We start from the raw sequence: 24,240 nt of genomic DNA on the forward strand, positions 1-24,240 counted from the left end.
TCAGTCAGGGTTTGCCCGCCAAGGAGCGGAGCTCAGGATGGTGCATCGCAAGGCGGCGGAGAGCCCGCACAGTGGTTCCTGTATGGGCTTTTCACCAACACAGCGAGGTGCCGTGCCGAACGTCGCGACGGGGCGAACCCCCTGGCTGATGCGGCGCTAGGCCCCTCGGGCTCGCCCGTGTAGTTTCCTAGCCCTTTTTCTGTGGGGAGGGGTCTCCCCCCGGTCGAGCTCATACTGGCGTGCGGGCTCCGCCCTTTGAGCCCAGACGGCTCAGGGGCTCCAGGCGTCCAAAGACCGCGTAAGGATGGCTCGGGAGACCACCGCGCGGCACGCGCCATGGGGGCCTTCGGCCATGGGGGCACGCGCCTCGCGTCGACGGTGGTTGAGCAGATCTGCCCCAACGGCGCGGGCGTCTCCGGAGGCGGGCTCGGGGCGGTCAGTCGCCGCGCTTGGGAGCGCGGTGGCGACCCCGGCGCGGACGCTCATCCGGCTCCTCGGAAACCGGGCGTCGGGCGTCTTCGCGTGCTTCGCCGGTACGGAAGGTCTGCTCGGCCCCGGGGACCTGGGGAGCTTCGTCACCCGTGCGTCGGGGGTTCTCGAAACCTTCGCCGGGTTCGAAGGCCTCGGCGGGCGCGGGCTCCTCGTCCTCGCGCCGGGCGAGCAGGTCCCCACCACCGTGCTCCGGTCCGCCATCGTAGGAGTAGGAGCCCGTCCCCGGGACGTACCCGGCTTCGCCCGCGGCTCCCTCGTCCTCGGAGTCCTCGCGGCCGCCGTCGGCACTGCGCAACCGGAACCCGGCCACGGCGAGCACCACACCGAAGACGATCGCGTAGGCACCGACGACGAACACGAGCGCCTGGGCGCCTTCCAGGGGCCAGAACCACAGCAGCAGACCGAAGATGACCGAGAGGGCACCGACGAAGATCAGCAGCCACTCCGAGCTGATCCGGGCACGCAACCGGACCGCGGTGACGATCTCGCCGATACCGGTGATGATCGCCCAGGCACCGACGACGAACACGAGCGCCACCACCGCGGCCAGCGGCCACAGCAGCGCGACGAGGCCGACGATCAGGGTCAGCACGGACTGCACGATCAAGGGGGCACGTGTGCCGCGTTCGGCCCGGAGCGCGGCGTAACCGACCGCGCCGGCGTCCACGAGCGCGTAGACACCGAAGACCACGGCCAGGGCGACCAGCGTGAGTCCGGGCCACAGCAGGGCCAGGAGCCCGAACAGTACGGCGGCGACCCCCCGCAGGACCACCAGCCACCAGTTGCGGCTCAGGTGCCCGAGCAGACCCCCGGGCAGCTCGTACCCGACCATCGCAGCCTCCCTCCGCGGCGAGGGGCCCCGCGTGGGCGGGGCCGCACTCTGGCACTTCCCGTATTGGCGCCCTCCGACGACTCCGGGTTCGCAAAATACCGGGAAAGCGGGCCCCTGACACACGGACGCCCGCCCTCGCCGAGGTCGGCCGTGGGGCCGGCCGGTGGCGCGGACGGGCGGTCGGTGTTCGGCCGGGTCGCTTACCCCTGGCCGGGGTAACGGCGCTCGGGCGAGCCGACGTAGTGCTGACGCGGGCGCGCGATCCGGAAGGCCGGGTCGCGCAGCTGCTCGCGGTAGTGCGCGATCCAACCGGGCAGGCGGCCCAGGGCGAACAGAACCGTGAACATGTTGGTCGGGAAGCCCATGGCCCGGTAGATGACGCCGGTGAAGAAGTCGACGTTCGGGTAGAGCTTGCGCTCGGTGAAGTAGGAGTCCTTCAGCGCGGCGGACTCGAGCTTGAGCGCGAGCTCGAAGAGCTCGTCCGGGTCGTCGTCCCGGTCGAGGATCTGAGTGGCAAGGTTCTTGATCTGCTTGCTGCGGGGGTCGAAGTTCTTGTAGACGCGGTGACCGAAGCCCATGAGGCGGACCTCGCGGTTCTTCACACGCTCCAGGAAGTCCTCGAGCTCGACGCCGGAGTCGCGGATCTCGTCCAGCATCTCCAGGACGGCCTGGTTGGCGCCACCGTGCGAGGGGCCGGACAGGGCGTTCACGCCGGAGGCGATGCTCGCGTAGATGTCGGCCTGCGAGGAGCCGACGACCCGCACGGTGGCGGTGGAGCAGTTGAGCTCGTGGTCGGCGTGCAGGAGCAGCAGCAGGTCGACGGCCTTGCCGAAGAGCTCGCCCAGCTCACCGTCGGGACGCCGGTCACCGAAGGTCATGCGGGTGAAGTTCTCGACGTAGCCGAGCGAGGGGTCCGGCGCGATCGGCTGCTCGCCGACGGAGTTGCGGTAGATGCGGGCCGCGATCGTCGGCAGCTTGGCCATCAGCCGGATCGTGGCGAGCTCGACCTGGTTCTCGTCGTCCGGGTCGACGCTGTCGTCGTAGTAGGCGGCCAGGGTGTTGACCGCGCTGGCCACCAGGGACATGGGGTGCCCGTTGCGGGGCATCGCGTCGATGAACGCGCCCATCTCTTCGGGGATGTCGGCGTTCTCACGCAGCTTGTCGGAGAACTCCTTGATCTGGCCGGGCTCGGGCAGCTCGCCGTAAATCACCAGGTAGGCGACCTCCAGGAAGCTGCTGCCCACGGCCAGGTCCTGGATGGGGTATCCGCGGTAGCGCAGGACCCCGGCGCCGCCGTCGATGTAGGTGATCTCCGAGCTGCAGGAGGCCGTGTTCCCGAACCCCGGGTCGAGGGTGGTCATGCCTGTGGACCCCAACAGGGTCTTCAGCTCGATGGTGCGCTCCCCCTCAGTGCCGGTGAACACCGGGAGTGTCAGCGTGCCCCCCTCGTAGTGGAGCTCAACCGTGCGCTCTTTCTCGTCATCGCTCATGCCCGAGGTCAACCTTTCCAGGCGGGGGATCCGTGAGGTACGTGGGACGCGGGGCGGTCAGCCTCCACGTTCTTTTGATTCACTCGTTATTATTCTGTTTTGTTAAACGATGGTTAAGCAAAATCATATAAGTTTCGCCGATTCATGGACAGGTGACATGCAACACACGTGCATGACAGCAAGAATTACCGGCCGGTGAAGATTTATGGATTTTGCCGCATCGTGTGAACTTTCATGCTCGCCCTGGGGCGCCACGCACGGCACCGGGGGTCGCCCGGCGTCGCCCTTATCTCCTGCTTCGGTCCCCTGAGCACCCCGTCACACAGTGCTCCGCGTGCGCTTCCCATGCCCCTTCACAGATAGGGACAAACCGGAAGGTTCATCCGGGTGACCGTGCTGCCGATGGCGCCCTGGCGGCCTCCGCACAGGTTACCTTCGCCCTGATCACGGGCGCTGAAGCGGGGTACTCCCCCGCCCGTGAGATTGACCTCTACGCACGCCACACCCCTCGGGGCGAACCGGCACACGGGCCCCAGGAGGGGGCTTCGGTGTATACACCGCGTACCTCGGGAACGAGAGTTCACACCGGTCTACGCCAATGCCGCCGGACACGACGCCGTGTCACCATCGTTGACCCGCAGTGAATATTTCCGCTCGAAGGAGAAAGACGTGCCTGCGTGCGGGAACGTGGGCCAGGGCTTCAGGCGTTCTCGTCGACGCCGCCGGCGAGCAACGCCTCCATGAACAACCCCGGATGATCACGCTCGATCACCCGCAAACGCCACTTGTTGTTCACCAACACCAGAAGCTCCCCATCGGAACGGCGACGCAACACCTCCGCACCCGAGAGCGCGTGCAACCCGGCCGCGGACCCCTCATCAGTACGGCGAGCCACGGAATACTCCAACGCAGAAGCATCGATCGGCGAACGGAACTCCTCAGCCATACGGTGCCGCACCACATCGAACTGCAAGGGACCCACCGCCGCCAACACCGGCGCCTGCTCCCCACGCACGTCCGAGGTCAACACCTGGACCACACCCTCAGCGTCCAACTGAGCGATACCGCGCTGGAACTGCTTGTACTTGCCGGCATCGACCGCACGCGCGACCACGAAGTGCTCCGGGGCGAAGCTCGGGATCGGCGGGAAGGAGACCTTGGGCCCGTCGTAGAGGGTGTCGCCCACCGACAACGCATGGGCATTGACCAGAGCGATCACATCACCCGGGAAAGCCTCACCGATCGTGGACCGGTCCGACCCGAAGACCGCCTGGGTGTACTTGGTCGCGAACGGACGCCCCGTCTCCGCGTGGGTGAGCACCATACCGCGCTCGAACCGGCCCGAACTGACCCGCACGAACGCCATACGGTCACGGTGGTTCTTGTCCATGTTCGCCTGCATCTTGAAGACCTGACCGGAGAAGGGCTCCTCCACCGGACGCGGCTCACCCCGCACGTCCTCCTTGGCCGCCGGCGCCGGCGCCAGATTCACGACCGCCTCCAGGAGCTGGCCGACACCGAAGTTGGACAGCGCCGCACCGAACAGCACCGGGGAGGACTCCCCCGCCAGGAAGGACTCGGTGTCGAAGTCGGCTCCGAGCGCCTCCAGCAGCTCGATCTCCTCCTGCGCCTGTGTCCAGGCGTCCTGCTCGATCCCGGCGGCCTCCTCGGCCGACATGGGCTCCTCCAGGGCCTTGCGCGCCCCGCCCGGGGTTCGGGTCAGCTTCGTGTACTGGCCCTCGGAGCGGCGGTCGATGAGCCCGCGGAAGTCGCCGGCGATGCCCACCGGCCAGTTGAGCGGGGTGGGACGCAGGCCGATGCGCTGCTCGATCTCGTCCAACAGCTCCAGCGGCTCGCGCCCGGGGCGGTCCCACTTGTTGACGAAGGTGATGACCGGCATCCTGCGGGCGCGGCACACCTCGAAGAGCTTGAGGGTCTGCGGCTCCAGGCCCTTGGCCGAGTCCAGCAGCATGATCGCGCAGTCCACCGCCGACAGCACCCGGTAGGTGTCCTCGGAGAAATCGGCGTGGCCCGGGGTGTCCAGAAGGTTGAGCACCCGGCCCTCGTAGTCGATGCGCAGGGCGGCCGAGGTGATGGAGATCCCGCGGTCCTGCTCCATCGCCATCCAGTCGGAGGTCACACCCCTGCGGTCGCCCTTGCCGTGTACGGCGCCGGCCGAGGAGATCGCCTCCGAGTGCAGCGCGAGCGCCTCGGTCAGAGTCGACTTACCGGCGTCGGGGTGGGAGATCACCGCAAACGTCCGCCGCTTGGCGGCCTCATGTGCCGCACCGGCACCCTGCCGTGCCGCGTCCGCCGTGTCCACGCTCATCACCGCTCGCCCTGTCCCGCTCGTGTCGCTGTCGGTCTTCGGCCCCGTCCAGCCTAAGTGCGACGGCTCCCCTTGCGGACCAACGGCCTCGGCGACGTGGACCGGGCCCGGGGCCCGTGACCTGCTGCCCGGGACTCAGAAGGCGTCGGGCTCCAGGGCGGAACCGATCCGGCGCAGCACCTCGTCGTTGTCGGCGTCGCTGGGGTAGAGGGCGACCAGGACCCGGCCCGGCCGCGCTCCGCTCCCCGGTTCCAGGAGCGGGCGTGCGGCGGTGCTGACGTAGGCCATCGCGTCGTCGAAACGCGCCCACACCGCTTCCTCTTCCTCGCCCGGGTCGCGCAGCCAGGAGCGCAGCACATGGTTGTGGGCCGCGATCACCGACGCGGCCACCACACCCGAGGCCAGGGAGAGTCCCGCGCCGGAGCGTTCGGTCAGGTAGTGGCTGAAGGCCGACTGGTACCGGGCCGTCATCGCCACCTCCCGGTCCCGCAGGCGCGGATGCGCCCGCACCAGGCGGTAACGGGGCAGGGTGATCTCGGGGTCGCGCAGGTATCCCTGGAAGACCATGCGCGCGGCCGAGTGCACCGCTGTGAGCGGGTCGTCCGGTGAAGCGTCGAGGTAGCGCGCCACCGTGGTGAAGAGTTCGTCGTGCTCGGAGAAGAGGATGTCCTCCTTCGAGCCGAAGCGCCGGAAGAGGCTGCGGCGGCTCACCCCCGTCGCGGTCGCGATCCCGTCCATCGTCGTGCGTTCGAACCCGTACTCGGTGAACAGGCCGACCGCCGCGAGGACGACCTCCCGCGTGCTCACCCGCGCCTGCGCCACGGCCACCTCCGTTCCACAGCCAAAGAGTATTACCGACCCGCCGGTGTACTTCACATCTTTCACCTCCTATCCTGGCACTGAATGCCATGATTCGGCACGCGGTGCCAGATGGAGGAGAAGACGATGAGCGACTTCGATCTGTTCAGTACGACGGAGGAACACGAAGAGCTGCGCGAGGCGGTGCGCGCGGTCTCCGAGGACAAGATCGCTCCGCACGCCGCTGACGTGGACGAGCGGAGCCGCTTCCCGCAGGAGGCCCTCGAGGCGCTCGTGTCCACCGACTTCCACGCCCCGCACATCGGGGAGCAGTACGAAGGCGTGGGTGCCGACGCGCTGGCCACCTGCATCGTCATCGAGGAGGTCGCCCGGGTCTGCGGTTCCTCCTCGCTCATCCCGGCCGTCAACAAACTCGGCACCATGCCGGTCATCCTGGGCGGTTCCGAGGAGATCAAGCAGCGCTACCTGCCCGAGGTCGCCAGTGGCGAGGCGATGTTCTCCTACGGGCTCTCCGAGCGCGAGGCCGGCTCCGACACCGCGAGCATGCGCTCCCAGGCCGCGCCCGACGGCGACGGCTGGATCCTCAACGGCCAGAAGTCGTGGATCACCAACGCCGGCGTGAGCGACTACTACACCGTGCTCGCCGTCACCGACCCCGACGGCAAGCGCGGCGGCAACATCTCCGCGTTCGTGCTGCACGCCGACGACGCCGGGTTCACCCTGGGCGAGCCCGAGCGCAAGCTGGGCATCAAGGGCTCCCCGACCCGCGAGCTGTTCTTCGACGACGTGCGTGTTCCCGGCGACCGCATCATCGGCGCGCCCGGCGAGGGCCTCAAGATCGCTCTGCGCACCCTCGACCACACCCGCGTCACCATCGGTGCGCAGGCGGTCGGTCTCGCCCAGGGCGCCCTCGACCAGGCCGTGGCCTACGTCAAGGAACGCAAGCAGTTCGGCAAGGCCGTCGCCGACTTCCAGGGTGTGCAGTTCATGCTCGCCGACATGGCGATGAAGCTCGAGACCGCCCGCCAGATGGTCTACACGGCCGCCGCCAAGTCCGAGCGGCACGACGACGACCTGCCCTTCTACGGTGCGGCCGCCAAGTGCTACGCCTCCGACGCGGCCATGGAGATCACCACCGACGCGGTGCAGCTGCTGGGCGGCGCCGGGTACGTGAAGGACTTCCCGGTCGAGCGCATGATGCGCGATGCCAAGATCACCCAGATCTACGAAGGTACGAACCAGGTCCAGCGCATGGTCATGGCGCGCCAGCTGCTCAAGTGAGCACGGGCCCTCCCGCCGGAAGGGGCCCGGGAAGGAGACCCCCGGAGGCCGGTCGCAGCCTCCAGGGGTCCTTTCTCATGCGGTCTCCTCGCGGATGAACTTGGCCACCGGTCCCGGGTCGCGGCCCAATGCTGCGCGCACGTCCTCGGTGACCTCGGCGGCGCGGCCCGCGACGGCGGCGGCGAACCGCTCGTTGAGGGTGTCGATGTAACGGTCGCCCCAGCCGCGGTTGCGGGCACGGAAGTAGAACCCGGCCTCGTCGACCTTCTTGAAGCGCCACACGGGACTGTCGGTGCCCTTGGTCATGCGCACGAACTGCTTGAACGTGACGGGTTCGGGCCCGGTCAGTGTGTACTCGCGGCCGGCGTGATCGCCGACGAGAGCGGCGACGGCGGTGTTGGCGACGTCGCGGGCGTCCACGAAGCTCACCGCGGTGTGCTTCTTGACGGGTAGTTCGAGCCGGCCGTTGCGCGAGCGGGCCAGGGCGGCGAACGTGCCCTCGGTGAAGTCCTGGTTGAGCCAGTTGGGGCGCAGGACGGTCCACTTGTCGAAGACCTTGCGGGCCCGTTCCTCGGCCACGCGCTGGTCGGAGTCGGAGGGCGCGTGCTCACTGCCCATGGACGACATCACGACCGCTTTCTCCACACCCTTCTCGGCGGCCTTCTCGATGAACCCGGCCACCCGGTTGCCGAGGGAGCGCCCGATGGGCGTGACCACGAAGATGCTCTCGACGCCGTCGAGGACCTTGTCCCAGTCGGAGGTGTCGGTCCAGTCCAGACGCACCTCCGACGTGCGTGAAGCACCCGCGGCGGTGATGCCGCGCCTGCGCAGTTCGGTCAGGACGCGTCGCCCGACCATTCCGGTGGGCCCGGTGACCAAGACACTCATGGGTTTCACGGTACCGACGCCACGGCCCGGCCCGGACGCGAACCGCCCGCGCGGGGCCGTTCCCCAGCACCTGGACCCGTCGCTCGCGGACGGAGGGACCAAGGCGGCGCCGTCCCCTGCTCCCGCACCGGTGGGGGCGGGGCGGGGTCCGGGTCAGGAGGCCGGGTCGAAGGACTCCGAGATGCGGTCGAGGAGCTGGTGGTTGACGCCCGGGTCCTCCGGGCTCACCAGGAAGAGCGCGTAGCCCTTCTCGTCGGTGTGGAAGCCCCGGTTGATGGCGTGCCTGTCACCGTCGGAGAAGGTGAACTCCCAGTCGGCGGCGCTGTTGTAGTCGTCGGTCCACTCGGCATCGACGTCCTCGATCCCGATGAGGGAGTACCCGTCGAAGTTGCCGCTCGCTGCGGGTTCGAGGTCGCGCCAGTCCTCGCCCGCGTCGTCGTTGGGGTCGTCGGTCTGGTCGACCATGAGGTAGCCGCCGTCGGGGTTGCGGAAGTAGACCATGTGGCCCTCGCGATCGAGCTCCCAGTCCTCGGGCACGTCGACGGAGAAGCCGCTGTCGTCCTCGTGGCGCTCGAGGAAGTCCCATTCCTCGTCGTCGGAACCGTCCTCCTCGCCGGCCTCGTCCTCCTCGGTGGCTTCGGCCTCGGGCTCGGACGCGCTCTCCTCGGCGTCCTCCTCGGGTTCGGTGGGTTCCTGGGCGGCCTCCCCGGCCGCGTCGGCCTGCTCGCTCTCACCGACGAGCTCTCCGGTGTCGTCGCGGTTCATGCTCATCAGGACGGAGATGGTGGCACCGGCGACGAGCACCACGGAGGCGACCGCGGCGATGACGAGGTTGCGGGTGCGGTCGGAGCCGCGCCCGCCGCCCGTGGCGCCCGCTGCGCCCGTACCCGCTGCGGGTACGGCAGGGGCCTTCCCCGCGTGTGCGGCGCTCTCGGCGGGGGCGGGTTCCGGGGCCGGTTCGGGGGCCGGCGCGGTGGCGGGGACCGGGGCGACGGCGGTCGCGGCCGCCGAACNCTCGATGGAAGGGCGGTCCTCCGGCTGCTTGGCGCACAGTTCGGCCAGCAACGGCGCGAGCGCCCCGGCGCGGGTCGGCTCCGGCAGGTCCTGGGTGACGATCGCCGTCAGTGTCGACATCGGGGTGGGCCGCTCGAAGGGCAGGGTGCCCTCCACCGCCTGGTACAGGGTCACCCCCAGGGCCCACACGTCGGAGGCTGCGGTGGCCGAGTGGCCGTGGGCGACCTCCGGGGCCAGGTAACTGGGCGAGCCCATGAGCAGACCCGTGCTGGTCAGATGCGTGGACCCGTCCAGATGGGCGATGCCGAAGTCGGTGAGGACGGCCCGGTCGTCGCCGGCGATGAGCACGTTCCCCGGCTTGATGTCGCGGTGCACGATGCCGCGCCGGTGGGCCTCGGCCAGCGCTGCGGCCATCTGCTCGCCGATCTCGGCGGCGCGGTGGACCGGCAGAGTCCCCTCCTCGCGCAGGAGCGTGCCCAGGGACGGGCCCTGCACGAGCTCCATGACGATCCAGGGGAGACCGTCCTCGTCCGCGACGTCGAAGACCGTGATGATCGAGGGGTGGCTGAGCTGGGCGGCGCTCCGGGCCTCCCGGATCATGCGGGTGCGCAGGACCTCGACCTCGTGGTCGGGCAGGCCCGGGGGCGTGGTGAGTTCCTTGACCGCGACGGGGCGGTCGAGGAGGGTGTCGGTCCCCCGCCATACACGGCCCATCCCTCCGGTGCCGATGACGTCGTCGAGACGGTAGCGGTTGACCAGGACACGGCCGGGGTCGGCTTCCGAACTGTTCATGCTCGCGTGGGATCCTCTGCGGGGGAGGGGTGGGTGAAGGGGTCGGGGGCGCCGCTCCGACCGAGCCTGGGCCGGACCGGTTTCCGCTCACACCCTAGGGCGCGTTCGGCGGACCCGGTATTCCTGCGCGACGGACGGCAGCCACCGAACACACCTTAGGATTCCTCGGCGGGCTCTCGGGTCGGCGACCCGGGATCGGTTTCTCGTCACACGGGGGTCGGATCAGGACCCTTCACCCATGACGTGCGAGGACCCCGCCGGGGCCGTCCCCGAGGACGGTTCGTACGACGGGGCCCGGCGCCGGGCGTTTCCTCACCCGGCACACGCGTCAGTCCACCCGCACCGGCAGCGCCTTCACCCCGGAGACGATGATCGACGGCATCGGTTCCAGGTCGGCGTCCTCCACCGCGATCCGGATCCTCGGGAAACGCTCGAACAGGCGCGGGACCAGCTCGTTGACCTCCATACGGGCCAGATTCGCCCCGAGGCAGTAGTGGCGTCCGTGGGAGAAGCTCAAGTGCGAGGTGTCCTCGCGTGTGATGTCGAAGACGTCGGCGGTCTCACCGTAGCGTTCCTTGTCACGGCCGGCCGATCCGTAGCCCATGAGCAGGGCCTCGCCCTGCGGGATCCGCACACCGGCCAGTTCCATGTCCTCGGTGGTGTAACGCATCGGGACGTACTCGCCCGGGGAATCCCAGCGCAACACCTCCTCGGTGGCGTCGGCCCACTCGGCCCGGCCGTCCAGGAGCAGCTGGAGCTGGTCGGGATGCTGGATGAGGGCGCGCACCACGTTCGGGATGAGGTTCATCGTGGTCTCGTAGCCCGCGCTGATGAACAGCACCAGCGCCCAGATCAACTCGTCCTCGGTGAGTTTGTCCTGGTCGTCACGGGAGGCGATGAGACCGCTGGTGAGGTCGTCGCCGGGCCGCTCCCGCTTCTCGGCCACCAGCCGGGTGAGGACCTCCCACAGGCGGGTGAAGGACTGCATCGCCTGCTCAGGGGTGGTGGACTGGTCGAAGAACGTACTGACCAGGTCGTGCATCTCGCCGCGGATCGCGACCTCGACCCCGAAGAGCTCGCTGATCACGGTCAGCGGCAGCGGCATCGCGACGATCTCCTTGAAGTCGACGGGGCCGCCCCCGCTCTCGGCCGCCTCCGCCTCCAGGTCGTTCAACAGGCGGTCGACGATGCCCACGATGTCGTCGCGCATGAGCTCGACCCGGCGCGGGGTGAAGGCCTTGGAGATCAGCTTGCGCAGCCGGGTGTGGATCTCCCCGTCCTGCGAGAGCATGTTCTCGTTGATGATCCAGGACATCAACGGCCAGTCCGGCGGCACCTCACCGGCGTTGAAGGCCTTCCAGTGCTTGCGGTTCTTCTGGATGCGGGGGTCGGCGAGGGCCTCGGTGACCCCGGCGTGGGTGGTCACGACCCACGCAGAAACTTCCCCAGGAAGGACGACAGGGACGACAGGGGAGACCTCCCGGAGGTGGGCCGCTTGGGCTCGGAGGTTTCCCGGGGCGATTCGGACGGGCTCCAATGGGTTCCTTCCACTGTTGCGCGGGACAGGGGGGTTTGTGGATCGAACGCCGTCGGAAGGCTGACCGGGACCCAGGAGAGCCCGGTCAGGTTCCACCGCAGTTCCTCGGGGGGAACAGCGAGGCGCAATGAGGGCAGGCGGTTCAGTACCGTGCGCACCGCCGCTGTGGCGATGGTGACGGCCTGGTCCCGGGCGGGGCAGCGGTGCGGGCCGGCTCCCCACGCGACGTGGGCACGGTTGGCCGATTCGGCGATGTGGTCGGCGTTCTCCTCGGCGAAGAAACGGTTGGCGGCCGCGAAACCGAGGAGGATCGGCGAGCCCGCCCCGATGGTGCGCCCGCCGCCGACGGGCACGTCCACACGCGGGTAGATCACCGGGTAGTTCGTGATCGGCGGGTCCTGCCACAGCACACGGTCCACGAGTGCGCTCAGCTCGCCGTCGGTACGGTACCGCGCGGGATCGCGGTCGGCCTCGGTGAGAGCAGCGCGCAACGTGGAGTTGATGAGGTTCGCGGTGGGTTCGTTGGCGGCGGTGACCATGAGGAGCATCTGCATGATGACCTCCTCGTCCGTCAACGCGGCCCGGTGCTGGACGAGACGGCTGGTGACGTCGTCGCCCGGAGCGCGGTGCTTGAGGCTCACCGTTTCCGAGAGGGCCCGTTCGGCCTCGGCGTTGGCGCGTTCGGCGTCCACGCCCGTCCACATGTCGCGGCTGGCGCGCGCGAAGCGCAGGGCACAGTCCTCGTCCATGCCGAACACCACGCTCATAACCAGCAGCGGCAGGAGACGCGCGAACTCGTTCAGGAGGTCGCCCTCGCCGCGTTCACAGAAGGTGTCGACGAGGGAGTCGGCGATCTCACGGGTGACCGAAGCCAGGTGCTGTTCGCTGACCACCCCGAAGCTGTCGGAGATGGCCCGCCGGTAGCGCTGGTGCTCGGCCCCGTCGGTGAACAAGGCGTTGGGGCGCGGCGCCATCATGGGCACGACGGCCGCGGAATCGTCGACACGGCCTTCAGCGTAGTCCTTCCACAGGCGCGGGTCGTGGGTGAAGGCGGTCGTGTCCCGGCACCAGCTGATGAGGGTGCTGTAGTCGGTGACCAACCAGCCGCGCACCCCGGGTTCCAGCTGCACGGGGACGACGGGGCCGTGCTCCTCCCGCATCTTCGCGTACACGGCGTAGGGATCGGGGTGCGGCTCTTCTTGATACAGCTTCGCGTAGGGACATCCAGATGACACGGTCGCCTTACCGGGGGGGTGGGGGGCAGGGGCGGGTCGCGGGTCCGTCCGTCGCCGGGCGGGATGTGATCCGCGCACACCCTAACGCCCTGTCCCCTCCCCGTCACCGTGGGGGGCTCGCGCTCCCCGCGTCCCCGCAGTTCACGACTGCACGCGATCTGCCGCGCACACGCGCGTGCCCGGGATGCCGGCTGCGCACCCCGGCAGGGTCAAGGTGTCCGTCCGGACTGCTCCAGCGGACGGAACCGGCGCAGCCGCTGGCTGTTGGTCACCACGAACACGCTCGAGAGCGCCATCGCCGCGCCCGCGAGCATCGGGTTGAGCAGTCCGGCGGCGGCGAGCGGGACGGCCGAGGCGTTGTAGGCGAAGGCCCAGAACAGGTTCCCCTTGATCGTGGACAACGTCCGGCGGGAGAGCTGCACGGCGTCCGCGGCGACGCGCAGGTCCCCGCGCACCAGGGTCAGGTCACCGGCCTCGATCGCCACGTCCGTCCCGGTGCCCATGGACAGCCCCAGATCGGCCTGGGCCAGGGCCGCGGCGTCGTTGACGCCGTCTCCGACCATCGCCACGGCACGTCCCTCGTCCTGCAGGCGCCGGACCACGTCGACCTTGTCCTCGGGCAGGACCTCGGCGACGACCTCCTCGATCCCGACCTCGTCGGCGACGGTGCGTGCGACCGCCTCGTTGTCGCCGGTGAGCAGGAGCGGCCTCAGGCCGAGTTCGCGGAACCGGCGCACGGCCTCGGCGCTGGTCGGCTTGACCGTGTCGGCGACCACGAGCACCCCGCGGGCCCGGCCGTCCCATCCGACGGCGACGGCGGTCCGGCCCTTGCGTTCGGCATCGGCCATCGCGGACTCGAGGTCGGACGGTAGGGGCTGCGACCACTGCTCCAGGAGCGCGCGGCGGCCGACGAGGACGGCGTGCCCGTCCACGGTCCCCCGCACCCCGAGGCCTTCGGCGTTGGCGAAGTCCCCGGGTGTGGGGAGGTCGCCGACACGCACGAGGGCACCGGAGGCGATGGCGCGGGCGATGGGGTGCTCGGAGGCGTTCTCCAGCGCCCCGGCCAGGCGCAGCAGTTCCTCCTCGCCGGTGCCCTGGGCCGTGACGACACCGTCCAGGGCCATCTTCCCGGTGGTGACCGTCCCGGTCTTGTCCAGGACGACGGTGTCCACGCGCCGGGTGTTCTCCAACACCTCGGGGCCCTTGATGAGGATGCCGAGCTGGGCACCGCGTCCGGTCCCGATCATGAGTGCCATCGGGGTTGCCAGGCCGAGCGCGCACGGGCAGGCGATGATGAGCACGGCGACGGCGGCGGTGAAGGCGGCCGTGACCGGGTCGCCGGTGCCCAACCAGAATCCGAGCGTACCGACGGCGACCATGATGGCCACGGGCACGAAGACCCCGGAGATGCGGTCGGCCAGGCGCTGCACGGCGGCCTTGCCGTTCTGGGCCTCCTCGACCAGGCGCGCCATCCGGGAGAGCTGGGTGTGCGAACCCACCCGGGTGGCTCGCACGACCAGGCGTCCGCCGGCGTTGACGGTCGCCCCGACCACGGCGCTGCCGGGATCGACCTCCACCGGCGCCGATTCGCCGGTGAGCATGCTCATGTCGACGGCGGAGCTGCCCTCCTCGACGGTTCCGTCGGTGGCGATCTTCTCGCCGGGCCGGACCACGAACCGGTCGTCGACGGCGAGCTCACCGACGGGGACGGGGACCTCGCGTCCCCCGCGCAGCACGGTGACCTCCTTGGCGCCGAGTTCCATGAGGGAGCGCAGCGCCGCACCGGCCTGCCGTTTGGACCGCGCCTCGAAGAACTTGCCGAGGAGGATGAACGCGGTGACCCCGGCGGCCACCTCCAGGTAGATGTTGGCGGCCCCGTCGGTGCGGGCGATGGTGAGTTCGAAGGGGTGTGTCATCCCCGGTTGCCCGGCCGTGCCGAGGAAGAGGGCGTAGAGCGACCACAGGAACGCGGCGCCCACGCCGAGGGAGACGAGCGTGTCCATGGTCGCGGTGCCGAGCTTCAGGTTCTTCCACGCCGAGACGTGGAAGGGCAGGGCTCCCCAGACCACCACGGGCGCGGTGAGGGTGAGTGAGGCCCACTGCCAGTGGGTGAACTGCAGAGCAGGAACCATGGCCATGACGATGACGGGGGCCGCGAGCAGCAGGGACACGACCGCGCGGGTCCGCAGCGCGCGCACGGGGTCCTCGGCCGCGGTCGCGGCCGGTTCGTCCTCCGGTTCGGGTGCGGGCGGGGCGGCGGTGTAGCCGGCTTTCTCGATCTGGGCGACGAGGTCGTCGACGGCGGCGGCCCCGTCCTCGACGGAGACCCGGGCCTTCTCGGTCGCGAAGTTGACGGTGGCGGTGACCCCGTCCATCTTGTTGAGGCGCTTCTCGACGCGGTTGGCGCAGGCAGCACAGGTCATCCCGCCGATGTCGAGCTCGACGGACGCAGGGACGCCCTGCACTGGCTGGGTGCTCACTGTGCTTCCTCTCCGTCGCCGTTTCCGCCGACGTCGTCGTGGCCCGTGTCGGCCGTACCGTCGTGGCCCTGTTCCAGCGAGTACTCCGGAGTGTTCTCCGGGAGCACGGGGCCGACCAGGGAGCCGACCCCGAACATCGCGCCGAACACGGCCACGAGGCCCAGGGTGTAGAGCCCGAGCTTCGTGGTCACCCCCATGTCAGTCCCTGACCTCGTATCCGGCCTCGTCGATGGCGGCGCGCACGGCGGCGTCGTCGACGGTGCCTTCGCTGGTGACCGTGACCTTCTTGCCTTCGAGGTCGACGGCGACGTCGGTCACCCCGGGAACCTCGGTGACTTCCTCGGTGACGGAGTCGACGCAGTGACCGCAGCTCATTCCGTCGACGGCGTAGACAGCGGTGGTCGTCGTGGCCATGTCATCTCCTGTGTGGCGTACGGCGGGTTTTCCCAACACCCGAACTATACCCCCGTAGGGTATGTACGAGTCAAGCTCCATGATCGCTTTTCGAACACCGAAGACCACGTCAGACTACCCCAGGGGGGTAAAAACACCCCACAGTGCTCCCCATATGCCGACCATCCGCGAGATCCGCCCGATCACACGAACGGGGCCGCGGGCCGCTTTCGCGGCCCACGGCCCCGAGGGGGATACCCTCCCCCCGTTCCGCGACGCCCCCGTCAGCCCTCCTTGAGGTTCAGCCGGGCCACCGTGCGTTCGCTCGCGTGATGCTGCGCCAGAGCGAACCCCGCCCGGCGGAACATCTCCACCGTTCCCGTGTAGACCTCGGCACTGGGCGCGCGCCCGCCCGCCGTGTCGACGGGATAGGCCTCCAGGACCCGCGCGCCCTCGGCACGGGCGTACTCGATCGCCCCGTCCAGCAGCCGGCTCCCCGCGCCCCGGCGCCGGCGCCGGGGCGGCAACCAGAAACACACCAGCGACCACACGCCGGGTTCGGCGGGGTCGGCCGGACGCAGGGAACGCGAGCGCGACAGGCGGATGTAGTCCTCGCGCGGAGCCACGGAGACCCATCCACAGGGACCGTCCTCGTCGTAGGCGAGCAGGCCGGGGACACGGCCCTCCAGAGTCACCCGGCGCAGCTCCGCCTTGTTGTCCACACCGCGCACCGACCGGTCGCAGGTGGTACTCGCCGTGTGGTCCTTGGCCCTCCTACGGAAGAACGTGCACCAGCAGTGCCCGTAGGCTCCGGTCGGTCCGAACAGGTTCTCCAGGTCTTGCCACCGCTCGGCGGTGGCGGGCTCGATCGAGACGATGGACATCTGGCTCCCTCACCGAGACGCACGACTGGCCGCCACAACTGTGACCCAGAACACTAGCGTTGATCCGCCGTGACCGAAAGAACACAGATGCCCCAAAGGTGACCTTCTGTTGACCTTTTTCGTTTCTACGACCCGAGCCGTCCAGGTTGGCCCCCGAAACAGAGACGGGCCGGCCCCGGGCACCACTCGTGCCGGGACCGGCCCCCACCTGCACGCGGGACACCGCGGGGAGATCAGCTCCTCGACCGCGCCTCCGCGCTCTCGCTCGGCGCCTTGGGCTCCCAGCACTCGATACCGCGCACGTCGGGCAGACGGTCACGGGTGAAGACGGGATCGAGGCCCTGACGCCGCTGGTCGTTGTAGTCCTTGAGCAGGCGGCAGGCGATCACCGTCAGCGGTGCGATCGCGATGAGGTTGACCATCGCCATCGTGCCCATCGTGGTGTCGGCCAAGGTCCAGATCAGCGAGATCTCGCCGAGCGCACCGAGGAAGGTCGCCACGAGGAACACGCACTTGTACACGAACAGCACCCGCTCGTTCGCGGACAGGTACTCGATGTTGGACTCGCCGTAGTAGTAGTTGCCGAGCACCGAGGTGAAGGCCACCAGGAGGACGATGAGCGTCATCAGGTGCAGCGCCCACGGGCCCAGCTGAGCGGTGAGCGCGAACTGGGTCAGGTCGCTCTGCAGCTCACCGTTGAACTCCTGCTGCCCGAGCAGGATGATGAAGGCCGTGATCGAGCAGATGACGAGGGTGTCGAGGTAGACGCCCAGGGTCTGCACGAGTCCCTGCTTGGCGGGGTGCGTGACCGATGCGCTCGCGGCGGCGTTGGGCGCCGAGCCCAGGCCGGCCTCGTTGGAGAACATGCCGCGGCGCACGCCCTGGATGACGACGGCACCGAGCGCGGCGCCGGCGAACTCCTGGAACCCGAAGGCGTGCTCGAAGATGGTCGTGAACATGACCGGGATCTCGCGCCAGTTGATCACCATCAACATCAGGCCGATGAGGACGTACAGGCCCGCGAAGAACGGGATGAGCGCCTGGGCGGTGTTGGCGATGCGCCGCACGCCGCCGAAGATGACCAGGCCCGTCAGGACCACGATCACCACACCGACCGCCGCGGCGAACAGCATGCTGTCACCGGCCTGCATCCCGACCTGGTCGGCGGAGTTGGCGAGGGCACCGCTGATGGTGTTGCTCTGCACCGCGTTGAAGACCATCGGGAAGGTGATGATGAGGACCACCGCGAAGACCACGGCCAGCCAGCGCTGCCCGAGCCCCTTCTCGATGTAGTAGGCCGGGCCGCCGCGGTAACCGGCGGGGTCGCGGACCTTGTAGAGCTGGGCCAGTGTGGACTCCACGAAGCTGGCGCCGCAGACCACGAGCGCCATGGCCCACATCCAGAAGACGGCACCCGGGCCGCCCAAAGAAATCGCGATGGAGACACCGATGATGTTGCCGGTGCCGATCCGCGCGGCCGCCGAGATCATGAACGCCTGCAGTGAAGAGACGGCCTTCTTGCCGTCCGGCGCGATCTCCGGCTTGCTCCTGATGACCCGGAACATCTCCGGGAGCATCCGGAACTGTACGCCGCCCGTGCGGATCGTGATGTAGAGGCTGACGATCGCCAACAGGGGGATGATCAGCCACAGCCAGAAGTAGTCGTCGTTGAAGACACCGATGGCGTCGGTCAGTTGATCGACACCGGTGGTTGCCTCGGCCAGTAGCACGTGTGGCGCTCCTCGGTTCGGATGGACAATCGCTATCCCTTACCCATGAAGGGGAGCAAAACACGCCATTCGCGGGAACCTACCCCGTCCCGTGTGCCACCTGCGTCCGGACCGTTATCGACCGGCCCACCTGCAACGACGAAGCGTGTCGACCCGAGCGCCGACAGTGTCCCACCGGCCAGCCGCAGCCTCACCCTTGGTGCACGAGATCGCCGTAATCGGGGTTGCGTTCCACGAAGGCCTGCGCGAACGGGCAGATCGGCACGATCTTCAGTTCCCGGCGACGAACGTCGTCCAAGGACTCGCGCATGAGCGCGGAGGCCACGCCCTGCCCTTCGAAAGCCGGGTCCACCTCCACGTGCGGCAGCGCGAGGACCCCGTCCTCGATCAGGTGGTAGGCAGAGAAACCCACCGCTTTCCCGTCCACGCTGACCTCGTACCTCGACCGCTCGGGGACGTCCTCGACCTTCAGCTCCATGATTCTCCCAGTCACTGGTGTGCGCGGTGCGGTCCCTGGACACCACCGCATACGGACTGAGACCAGTATCCCCGCTCAGGACCGGGCCCCCAAGGGACCCCCGTCACGTCAATGGCCCGCCTTGTACGGGTCGGTGGCCCCACCCGGACAGGCGAGGGCGTCGATGTCCCACCCCGCGAGCCCCGCGCCGGCCCGGTAGGCGCTCTCGAAGAACTCCAGGACCGTGGCGCGCGGGTCCGGGGCGCGTCGGGCGTCGGCGTAGCGCAGCAGCGCCAGGTGACCGTGTCCGCTGCCGGCCCACTCCGCGGAGGCGGGTGCGAGCGGGCGTTCGGTGAGACCGTCCGGTTCCGGCACCGTGTACGAGTAGAAACAGGGCTCGGGGACGCTGTCGTCACCGAACCAGAACCCGAAACTCACCACCTCGCGCGAGTACGCCTCACGCACCAGTTCCCCCGCCTCACGCGGCTGATCGACCGCACGCGGGGAGAACCGGGTGAGGGCGATGTCGAAGGTGTGCCAGAAGTGGTGCACGGGGCTCGTCTTACCGGAGAAGTCCGCCGCGAACTCCTCCAGCACCAGGTTGACCTGGCTCAGTACCCGCCAGTACCGGTTGGCCTGCTCGGGCACGTAGGTGGTGTGCTCGTGGTCGTCGACGAACGGGCGGTCGGCGTCGGAGAGATCGAACGGGCTCGCACGGGAGATGCTGCTGTCCACTCCGAGGCCGTCCAGCGCCGATCGGAAACGCAGGTAGAACGAGGACACGCTGTGTCCCTGCAGCGGGAAGGAGACCGACTCCCCCGCCAGGTTCGAGGCCACCAGCCTGTGACGGACGAAATCGAGGTCGACGGTGAAGACCGGGTTGCCGTCCACCATCCCCATCGGCCGTGTCGTGATGCCGCTGCCCGTCAGGTGGAAAGGCACGTTCCACCAATGGTTGCGGCGCGGGCTGTGGTGCATACGGACCTTGCCGACGATCTGCTGGAACCGGTGGATCGTCTGTTTGGTCTCGTACCAGGAGTCCAGCGGGAAGTCCGGAAACAGCTCCATCGAGGTCTACTCCTTGTTCAGCGGGCGTCGCGGACGACTCGGAGCGGGGCGTTCAGGGGCGAGGGCTCGCACAGGGACGAAGAACACGGGAAACGTGCCCGGACGGTTCATCGCCCGCCCCAGTCGAGGTCCTGGCGGCGTTCCTGCTGGGATTCGCGCGGCGCAGGGATCCGGCCCTCGGACACCTCGGCCGCGGGCCGCACCGCGCTCTCACCGTTGCCCTCCGGGCCGCCTTTCTCGCCGAGCAGCCCCTGCACGGCCATGCGCCGGTCGGGCTCTCCGTCCTGGCCGCTCTGGGACGGAAGGGTCAGGGAGACCGCGTCCACGACCTGCGCGTACGGGGTGCCGTGCTCCCACAGGACCTCACCCAGCAGTTCCAGGCCGGGCCGGAACCGCAGCAACAGGTCGTCTCCGGCATCGGAGTCGCCCCGGGCCGCGAACTCGAGGAGCACCGCGAGGTGGTCGGGCAGCTCGCGGACGGGTACCCGCCAGCCCGCATCGGTGTAGACCCTTCTGACATCGGTCAGGGCGGGACCGCGGCCATCGGTGTAGTAGGTCATCCGCAGGGCATGGCGCCGGCGCGTGTCGAACACCTCGGTGTAGTGCCGGCACAATTCGAGCTCGGGAGTGCTGGAGGCGTGCTCGCAGAACCCCAGGAGTGCGGCGCGCACGGTTCCCCGCGGCAGTTCGGCGACGGCGCGGGCGACCAGCGGCAACCGTTCGAAGAACGTTTCGTCGGGGTAACCGAGCAGGACCGAGGCGGCCTGGCGGGTGACCGCCCTGCGGTGGGCGCTACGGGCGGCCCGACCTGCGCCGAGCCAGCCGGACCGTCCTTCGGAGTCGGTGGTGGTACTCACGTGGAACCCCCTCATGCGGTGCACGGGGGCCGTCCCCGGCACCGCTGTCGTCGGCGTCCTTCCTCTACCCGGCGGGAAGAGACCCTCGCAGACCTCACTGCGGGGCACCCGCCCCTGCCGTCCGTGCCTGGACGGCGTAGCGGGCGTCGTACTCGGTGAGGGTGCGGAGCCGATACCTCCCGATCAGCACACCGCGCGCGTACCGATGACGGTCACGCTCGAGAGAATGTGTACACCGATGTGGATTCCGGAAAACCACGGCGACGCACGGGAAATCATGTGCTTCATGCCCGAGGTGATCCGACCCGGAAAACGGATCACCGAACATCCGGGTTTCCCGAACCATGATTGCGTTTTTACCGGGAACGTTTCTGAAGCAGGAAGCCCTGGCCTGGGAGCGTCCCCCTTCCGAGGGCTCTGATCGGGTGACGTGGTTTCCCGCGGTCCGCAGTGTTCCGGAAGCGGCTCCGCCTTTACCACGGTCCACCATGACGAATACACCCCGTTTGCTCGCGCGTTGCCCGGCGCGCTCCCGCCGAAGTTCTTCCGCGACCACATACCGCCCATGAATATGCCTCGTACGGGGTGAAAATCACACACCCCACACCGCATTCGGGCACAATCGGCACAGTTCACCGGAACGGTAGGGGCGCGATACGAAGACCCTGTGGCCGCCGGCCCTCTTCCAGGTGCGGTGGATCAGGAGGCGACGTCGCGGGCGCGCACGAGGGCCCCGGAACGGGTCCCCACCTTGACGCGTTCCAGGGCGCGCACGCCTTCGGGAAGGCAGACACGGCGGGTCTTGGCGGTGATGACGACGACCGCGTGCCGGGGCAGGACACCACCCAAGGAACGCAGCATCGCGCCGACATGGTCCGCGTCCGGCGCCCGGCCGCCCCAGGTGGTCATCTCGCCGTAGGGGATGTCGGTGACCACCACGTCGGCGTCGACCGGGTCGGTGAGGGCGAACACATCGGCGGTGAAGGTCTCGTGGGGCAGGTCGCCGCCCTGAGAGGCGAGAACGGCCGCGAGTTCGCGGGCGGCCTCGGCGCGTTCGACGTACTCCACCCGGCCGAAGTCGCGGGCGGAGCGGCGCAGCTCCTCCTCACGTGCGGCCAGGCCCTCGGCGGTGAGGAGTTCGAGGTTGCGGGCGGCCAGCGCCACGGCCTCCCCGTCGACGTCGGAGACCCGGACATGGGAGAGGCGGTCGCGGTGCAGCAGCCCCAACACGGTCGCGAGATAACCACTGCCGCAACAAGGGTCCCAGAGCCGCACCGGGGTCTCACCCTGGTCCGTGGTGTGCGCGAGCGCGCGCTGCAGGAGCTCACTGGCGAGTCGGACCGGGAACCCCGGGAACCCGGGCGCCGAGCGCAGCACTTGCCCGCTCGCCAGAGCAGAGTGGTCGGTCCGCTCGGTGGCGTACCGGTATGCCACGACCAGTCCCCTCGTCCGATCCCCAGTCAAGCCGAAGGCCCGGCGCCTGTTGAGGACACCGGGCCTTCACTGTGCGGTCCTGACGGGATTTGAACCCGCGGCCTCCACCTTGACAGGGTGGCGAGCACTCCTAACTGCTCCACAGGACCTCGCTTGCTGCGGTTACTACTCTAACCCGTCTTCGGAGTACTTCGAACCATGTCCGGCCTAGAGTGGACACAGAGGCCACGAGAGACGAGGAGGACGCAGGCGTGAACGAGTCCCGGCCGGCCCTGCCGAACGGCCCCGACAGCACACGGATCGACCGTTGGCTGTGGGCCGTCCGTCTCACCAAGACCCGCTCCGACGCCGCTCAGGCCTGCCGTGGCGGGCACGTGCGCGTCAATGGGCGCCCCGCCAAACCGGCCACGGGGATCAAGGCCGGCGACGAGATCCGGGTCCGGCTGCACGGCACCACCCGACTCGTCGATGTGAGTCACGTCATCGTCAAACGTGTGGGGGCGCCCATCGCGGCGCGGTGCTACGTGGACCGCAGCCCGGTCCAGCCCGGACCGGAGGCGCGCGGACCCGTGCTCAAGCGCGACCGGGGCGCGGGACGGCCGACCAAGCGGGACCGGCGGCAGTTGGAGAAGCTGCGCGCGGAGCTGCCCACCGAGCTGTGAGCGGGCGGACCGGACACGGCCCGAACGGCCCCCGCGCACGCCTCGGGCGACCCCGCACGTGTTGGGGACGGCCCGCGCACGTGTGCGGCGCTAAGCCGGAAGCGGGTGCCGGGCGAGGAAGTCGAGCACGCCCTCGGTCGCCTTCGGGCGTCCCTCGTGCAGGTAACCGTGCCGCAGCCCGGGCAGGACCAGGAGTTCGGCACCGGGGACCCTGGCGGCCAGCAGCCCGGCGTTGCCGACGGGGGCGAGCTCGTCGTCCTCACCGTGCACGACCAGCGTGGGCGCTCCGATGTGCGGGAGCAGATCCCATCCATCGTGGCCGTTGCCGGCTTCGAAGTGCAGCCTCAGGCCACGCTTCGGTCCGCGCGGCAGGATGCGTGTCACCTGGTCGGGGTTCTCGGCCGCCCATTCCGGGGTGTAGAAGAGTTCCGCGATGAGGTCGCGTCCCTCCTCGGTGGCGGCCTTGCGCAGCGCGACCGTGGAAGAGTGCGCGCGCGGGACCTCGTTCTCCCCTCCGGGTGCGGTCGCGCCCAGCACGAGGGAGCCCACACGCTCGGGAGCGGCGTACGCGAGCGTCTGCGCGACCTTGCCACCCATCGAGAAGCCGTAGACGTGGGTGCGTGTGACGCCGAGCTCGTCGAGGACGGCGAGGGCGTCGCGCGCGAAGAGCTCCAACGTGTAGGGGCCCTCGAGCGGGAGGTCGCTGCCGCCGGTCCCGCGGAAGTCCATGCGGACGACGCGGTGGGCGCGGGCGAGTTCCTCGCGCACACCGTCCCACATCTGAAGGTCGAGGGCCTGCCCGTTGAACAGGAGCAGGGGTTCGCCCTCTCCGATGACGTCGTACCGGATCCGGGTGCCGTCGGCGGCGGTCGCATGGTTCACGGGTCCGGACACTACCGGAGGAACCGCCCATCCGCCGTGGTGTGCTGCACAAGCTGTCCGTGACGGCCACGGTGCCCGGGTGTCACTCCCAACCTCGGGGGGCGTCCCGCCACAACCGCTCCGCACGGGCCGCGGACGCCGCGATCAGCGCCACCCCCGCCAGCGCGCACCACGGGCCCGGCCCCGCCTCGACGGCTCCTTCGGTGTCGACGTGGGCGAGGGCCCATCCGAGCAGCCACAGCACCGGGAACGCAGCAGCCGCGCCCAGCACCGCACGGAAGGCCCATTGCCGCTGCGCCACGAGAGCGGTGGCCACCAGAGCCAGCAGCGCGAGCAGCCCGATCCCGGTGAAGACCGTCCCCGAGACCACTCCGGTGAACAGCATCTCCCAACCCGAGAGGGTCGACCTGCTCCAGGAGGTTTCTCCTGACGGCTCCCACACGAGGTACAGGGACTGGAACAGCACCGCGGCACCCGCGGAGAGACCGGCTGTCACAGCGCGGGAGGCCCGCTCGACCTCGTGGCGCAGGGCCAGTCGCGCCTCGATCCGGTTGATCCGGTAGCGCAGGGCGTCCAGGTCACGAGGGTGTACGGGATCGCGTTCGGGACTCATGGACACTCCAGAAGCAGGGGCGGGACACGACGGCACACGGCGCCGGACGCAGGGGACGGTCCTTCACAGTG

Annotated in this window: 21 protein-coding genes and 1 tRNA gene; 2 read left to right on the forward strand and 20 right to left on the reverse strand. The window is 69.3% G+C overall.

What is annotated here, in order from left to right:
- Nucleotides 1-436 precede the first annotated feature (436 nt).
- The 4 genes from D473_RS0101290 to D473_RS0101305 form a co-directional block, all read right to left on the reverse strand.
- Nucleotides 437-1,324: an HdeD family acid-resistance protein gene (locus tag D473_RS0101290; RefSeq protein ID WP_017607287.1), complete on the reverse strand. Its 888-nt coding sequence runs from the start codon at nt 1,322-1,324 to the stop codon at nt 437-439.
- Nucleotides 1,325-1,524: 200 nt separating this feature from the next.
- Nucleotides 1,525-2,814, reverse strand: a complete 1,290-nt coding sequence (locus D473_RS0101295) for a citrate synthase (RefSeq protein ID WP_017607288.1) — start codon at nt 2,812-2,814, stop codon at nt 1,525-1,527.
- Between the two features lie 700 nt (nt 2,815-3,514).
- Complete coding sequence (locus D473_RS0101300) at nt 3,515-5,143, reverse strand: peptide chain release factor 3 (RefSeq protein ID WP_026126492.1); 1,629 nt, start codon at nt 5,141-5,143, stop codon at nt 3,515-3,517.
- Between the two features lie 135 nt (nt 5,144-5,278).
- Nucleotides 5,279-5,971 carry a TetR/AcrR family transcriptional regulator gene (locus tag D473_RS0101305; RefSeq protein WP_017607290.1) on the reverse strand — a complete coding sequence of 231 codons (693 nt, stop codon included), beginning with the start codon at nt 5,969-5,971 and terminating at the stop codon, nt 5,279-5,281.
- A 117-nt stretch (nt 5,972-6,088) separates the two neighbouring features.
- On the opposite strand from D473_RS0101305, the gene D473_RS0101310 reads away from it, so the two are divergent.
- Entirely contained in the window at nt 6,089-7,243 is a 1,155-nt protein-coding gene (locus D473_RS0101310) for an acyl-CoA dehydrogenase family protein (protein WP_026126493.1), read from the forward strand.
- Between the two features lie 75 nt (nt 7,244-7,318).
- On the opposite strand, the gene D473_RS0101315 is transcribed toward D473_RS0101310, so the two are convergent.
- The 14 genes from D473_RS0101315 to D473_RS0101380 all read right to left on the reverse strand — a co-directional run bounded on the left by D473_RS0101315 (nt 7,319) and on the right by D473_RS0101380 (nt 22,161).
- Nucleotides 7,319-8,131, reverse strand: coding sequence for an NAD(P)H-binding protein (locus D473_RS0101315; protein WP_017607292.1), 813 nt, complete (start codon nt 8,129-8,131; stop codon nt 7,319-7,321).
- Between the two features lie 153 nt (nt 8,132-8,284).
- A complete protein-coding gene (locus tag D473_RS0101320; protein WP_017607293.1) occupies nt 8,285-9,937 on the reverse strand; it encodes a serine/threonine-protein kinase in 1,653 nt (550 codons plus the stop codon).
- 328 nt (nt 9,938-10,265) lie between these two features.
- Entirely contained in the window at nt 10,266-11,363 is a 1,098-nt protein-coding gene (locus tag D473_RS0101325; RefSeq protein WP_017607294.1) for a cytochrome P450 family protein, read from the reverse strand.
- Nucleotides 11,360-12,646: a cytochrome P450 family protein gene (locus D473_RS0101330; RefSeq protein WP_017607295.1), complete on the reverse strand. Its 1,287-nt coding sequence runs from the start codon at nt 12,644-12,646 to the stop codon at nt 11,360-11,362. The genes D473_RS0101325 and D473_RS0101330 overlap by 4 nt, the downstream gene beginning before the upstream one ends.
- Before the next feature lie 272 nt (nt 12,647-12,918).
- Complete coding sequence (locus D473_RS0101335) at nt 12,919-15,189, reverse strand: heavy metal translocating P-type ATPase (RefSeq protein ID WP_017607296.1); 2,271 nt, start codon at nt 15,187-15,189, stop codon at nt 12,919-12,921.
- Complete coding sequence (locus D473_RS0101340) at nt 15,186-15,386, reverse strand: hypothetical protein (RefSeq protein WP_017607297.1); 201 nt, start codon at nt 15,384-15,386, stop codon at nt 15,186-15,188. Before D473_RS0101340 ends, D473_RS0101335 begins: the two co-directional genes overlap by 4 nt.
- A gap of 1 nt (nt 15,387) precedes the next feature.
- Nucleotides 15,388-15,603, reverse strand: coding sequence for a heavy-metal-associated domain-containing protein (locus D473_RS0101345; RefSeq protein ID WP_017607298.1), 216 nt, complete (start codon nt 15,601-15,603; stop codon nt 15,388-15,390).
- Between the two features lie 263 nt (nt 15,604-15,866).
- Nucleotides 15,867-16,466, reverse strand: a complete 600-nt coding sequence (locus tag D473_RS0101350; protein ID WP_017607299.1) for a GNAT family N-acetyltransferase — start codon at nt 16,464-16,466, stop codon at nt 15,867-15,869.
- Between the two features lie 233 nt (nt 16,467-16,699).
- Nucleotides 16,700-18,196: an alanine/glycine:cation symporter family protein gene (locus D473_RS0101355; RefSeq protein ID WP_017607300.1), complete on the reverse strand. Its 1,497-nt coding sequence runs from the start codon at nt 18,194-18,196 to the stop codon at nt 16,700-16,702.
- A 190-nt stretch (nt 18,197-18,386) separates the two neighbouring features.
- Nucleotides 18,387-18,674 carry a GNAT family N-acetyltransferase gene (locus D473_RS0101360; RefSeq protein ID WP_017607301.1) on the reverse strand — a complete coding sequence of 96 codons (288 nt, stop codon included), beginning with the start codon at nt 18,672-18,674 and terminating at the stop codon, nt 18,387-18,389.
- A 108-nt stretch (nt 18,675-18,782) separates the two neighbouring features.
- Entirely contained in the window at nt 18,783-19,721 is a 939-nt protein-coding gene (locus D473_RS0101365) for a DUF5996 family protein (RefSeq protein WP_017607302.1), read from the reverse strand.
- Between the two features lie 107 nt (nt 19,722-19,828).
- A complete protein-coding gene (gene narJ / locus D473_RS0101370) occupies nt 19,829-20,578 on the reverse strand; it encodes a nitrate reductase molybdenum cofactor assembly chaperone (protein WP_033352465.1) in 750 nt (249 codons plus the stop codon).
- Nucleotides 20,579-21,277: 699 nt separating this feature from the next.
- Nucleotides 21,278-22,012, reverse strand: coding sequence for an rRNA methyltransferase (locus tag D473_RS0101375; RefSeq protein ID WP_017607304.1), 735 nt, complete (start codon nt 22,010-22,012; stop codon nt 21,278-21,280).
- A 74-nt stretch (nt 22,013-22,086) separates the two neighbouring features.
- A tRNA-Asp gene (locus D473_RS0101380) sits at nt 22,087-22,161 on the reverse strand.
- Between the two features lie 102 nt (nt 22,162-22,263).
- Between D473_RS0101380 and D473_RS0101385 the strand changes: the two genes are divergently transcribed.
- Nucleotides 22,264-22,674, forward strand: coding sequence for an RNA-binding S4 domain-containing protein (locus D473_RS0101385; protein WP_017607305.1), 411 nt, complete (start codon nt 22,264-22,266; stop codon nt 22,672-22,674).
- A 90-nt stretch (nt 22,675-22,764) separates the two neighbouring features.
- On the opposite strand, the gene D473_RS0101390 is transcribed toward D473_RS0101385, so the two are convergent.
- Together D473_RS0101390 and D473_RS0101395 are read right to left on the reverse strand one after the other, a co-directional pair.
- On the reverse strand, nt 22,765-23,556 hold the full coding sequence (locus tag D473_RS0101390) for an alpha/beta fold hydrolase (protein WP_026126494.1): 792 nt from the start codon (nt 23,554-23,556) through the stop codon (nt 22,765-22,767).
- A gap of 82 nt (nt 23,557-23,638) precedes the next feature.
- Nucleotides 23,639-24,169: a hypothetical protein gene (locus D473_RS0101395; protein ID WP_017607307.1), complete on the reverse strand. Its 531-nt coding sequence runs from the start codon at nt 24,167-24,169 to the stop codon at nt 23,639-23,641.
- Between the last annotated feature and the right edge of the window lie 71 nt (nt 24,170-24,240).

The sequence above is a fragment of the Nocardiopsis xinjiangensis YIM 90004 genome, assembly GCF_000341145.1.
Taxonomy (GTDB): Bacteria; Actinomycetota; Actinomycetes; order Streptosporangiales; family Streptosporangiaceae; genus Nocardiopsis; species Nocardiopsis xinjiangensis.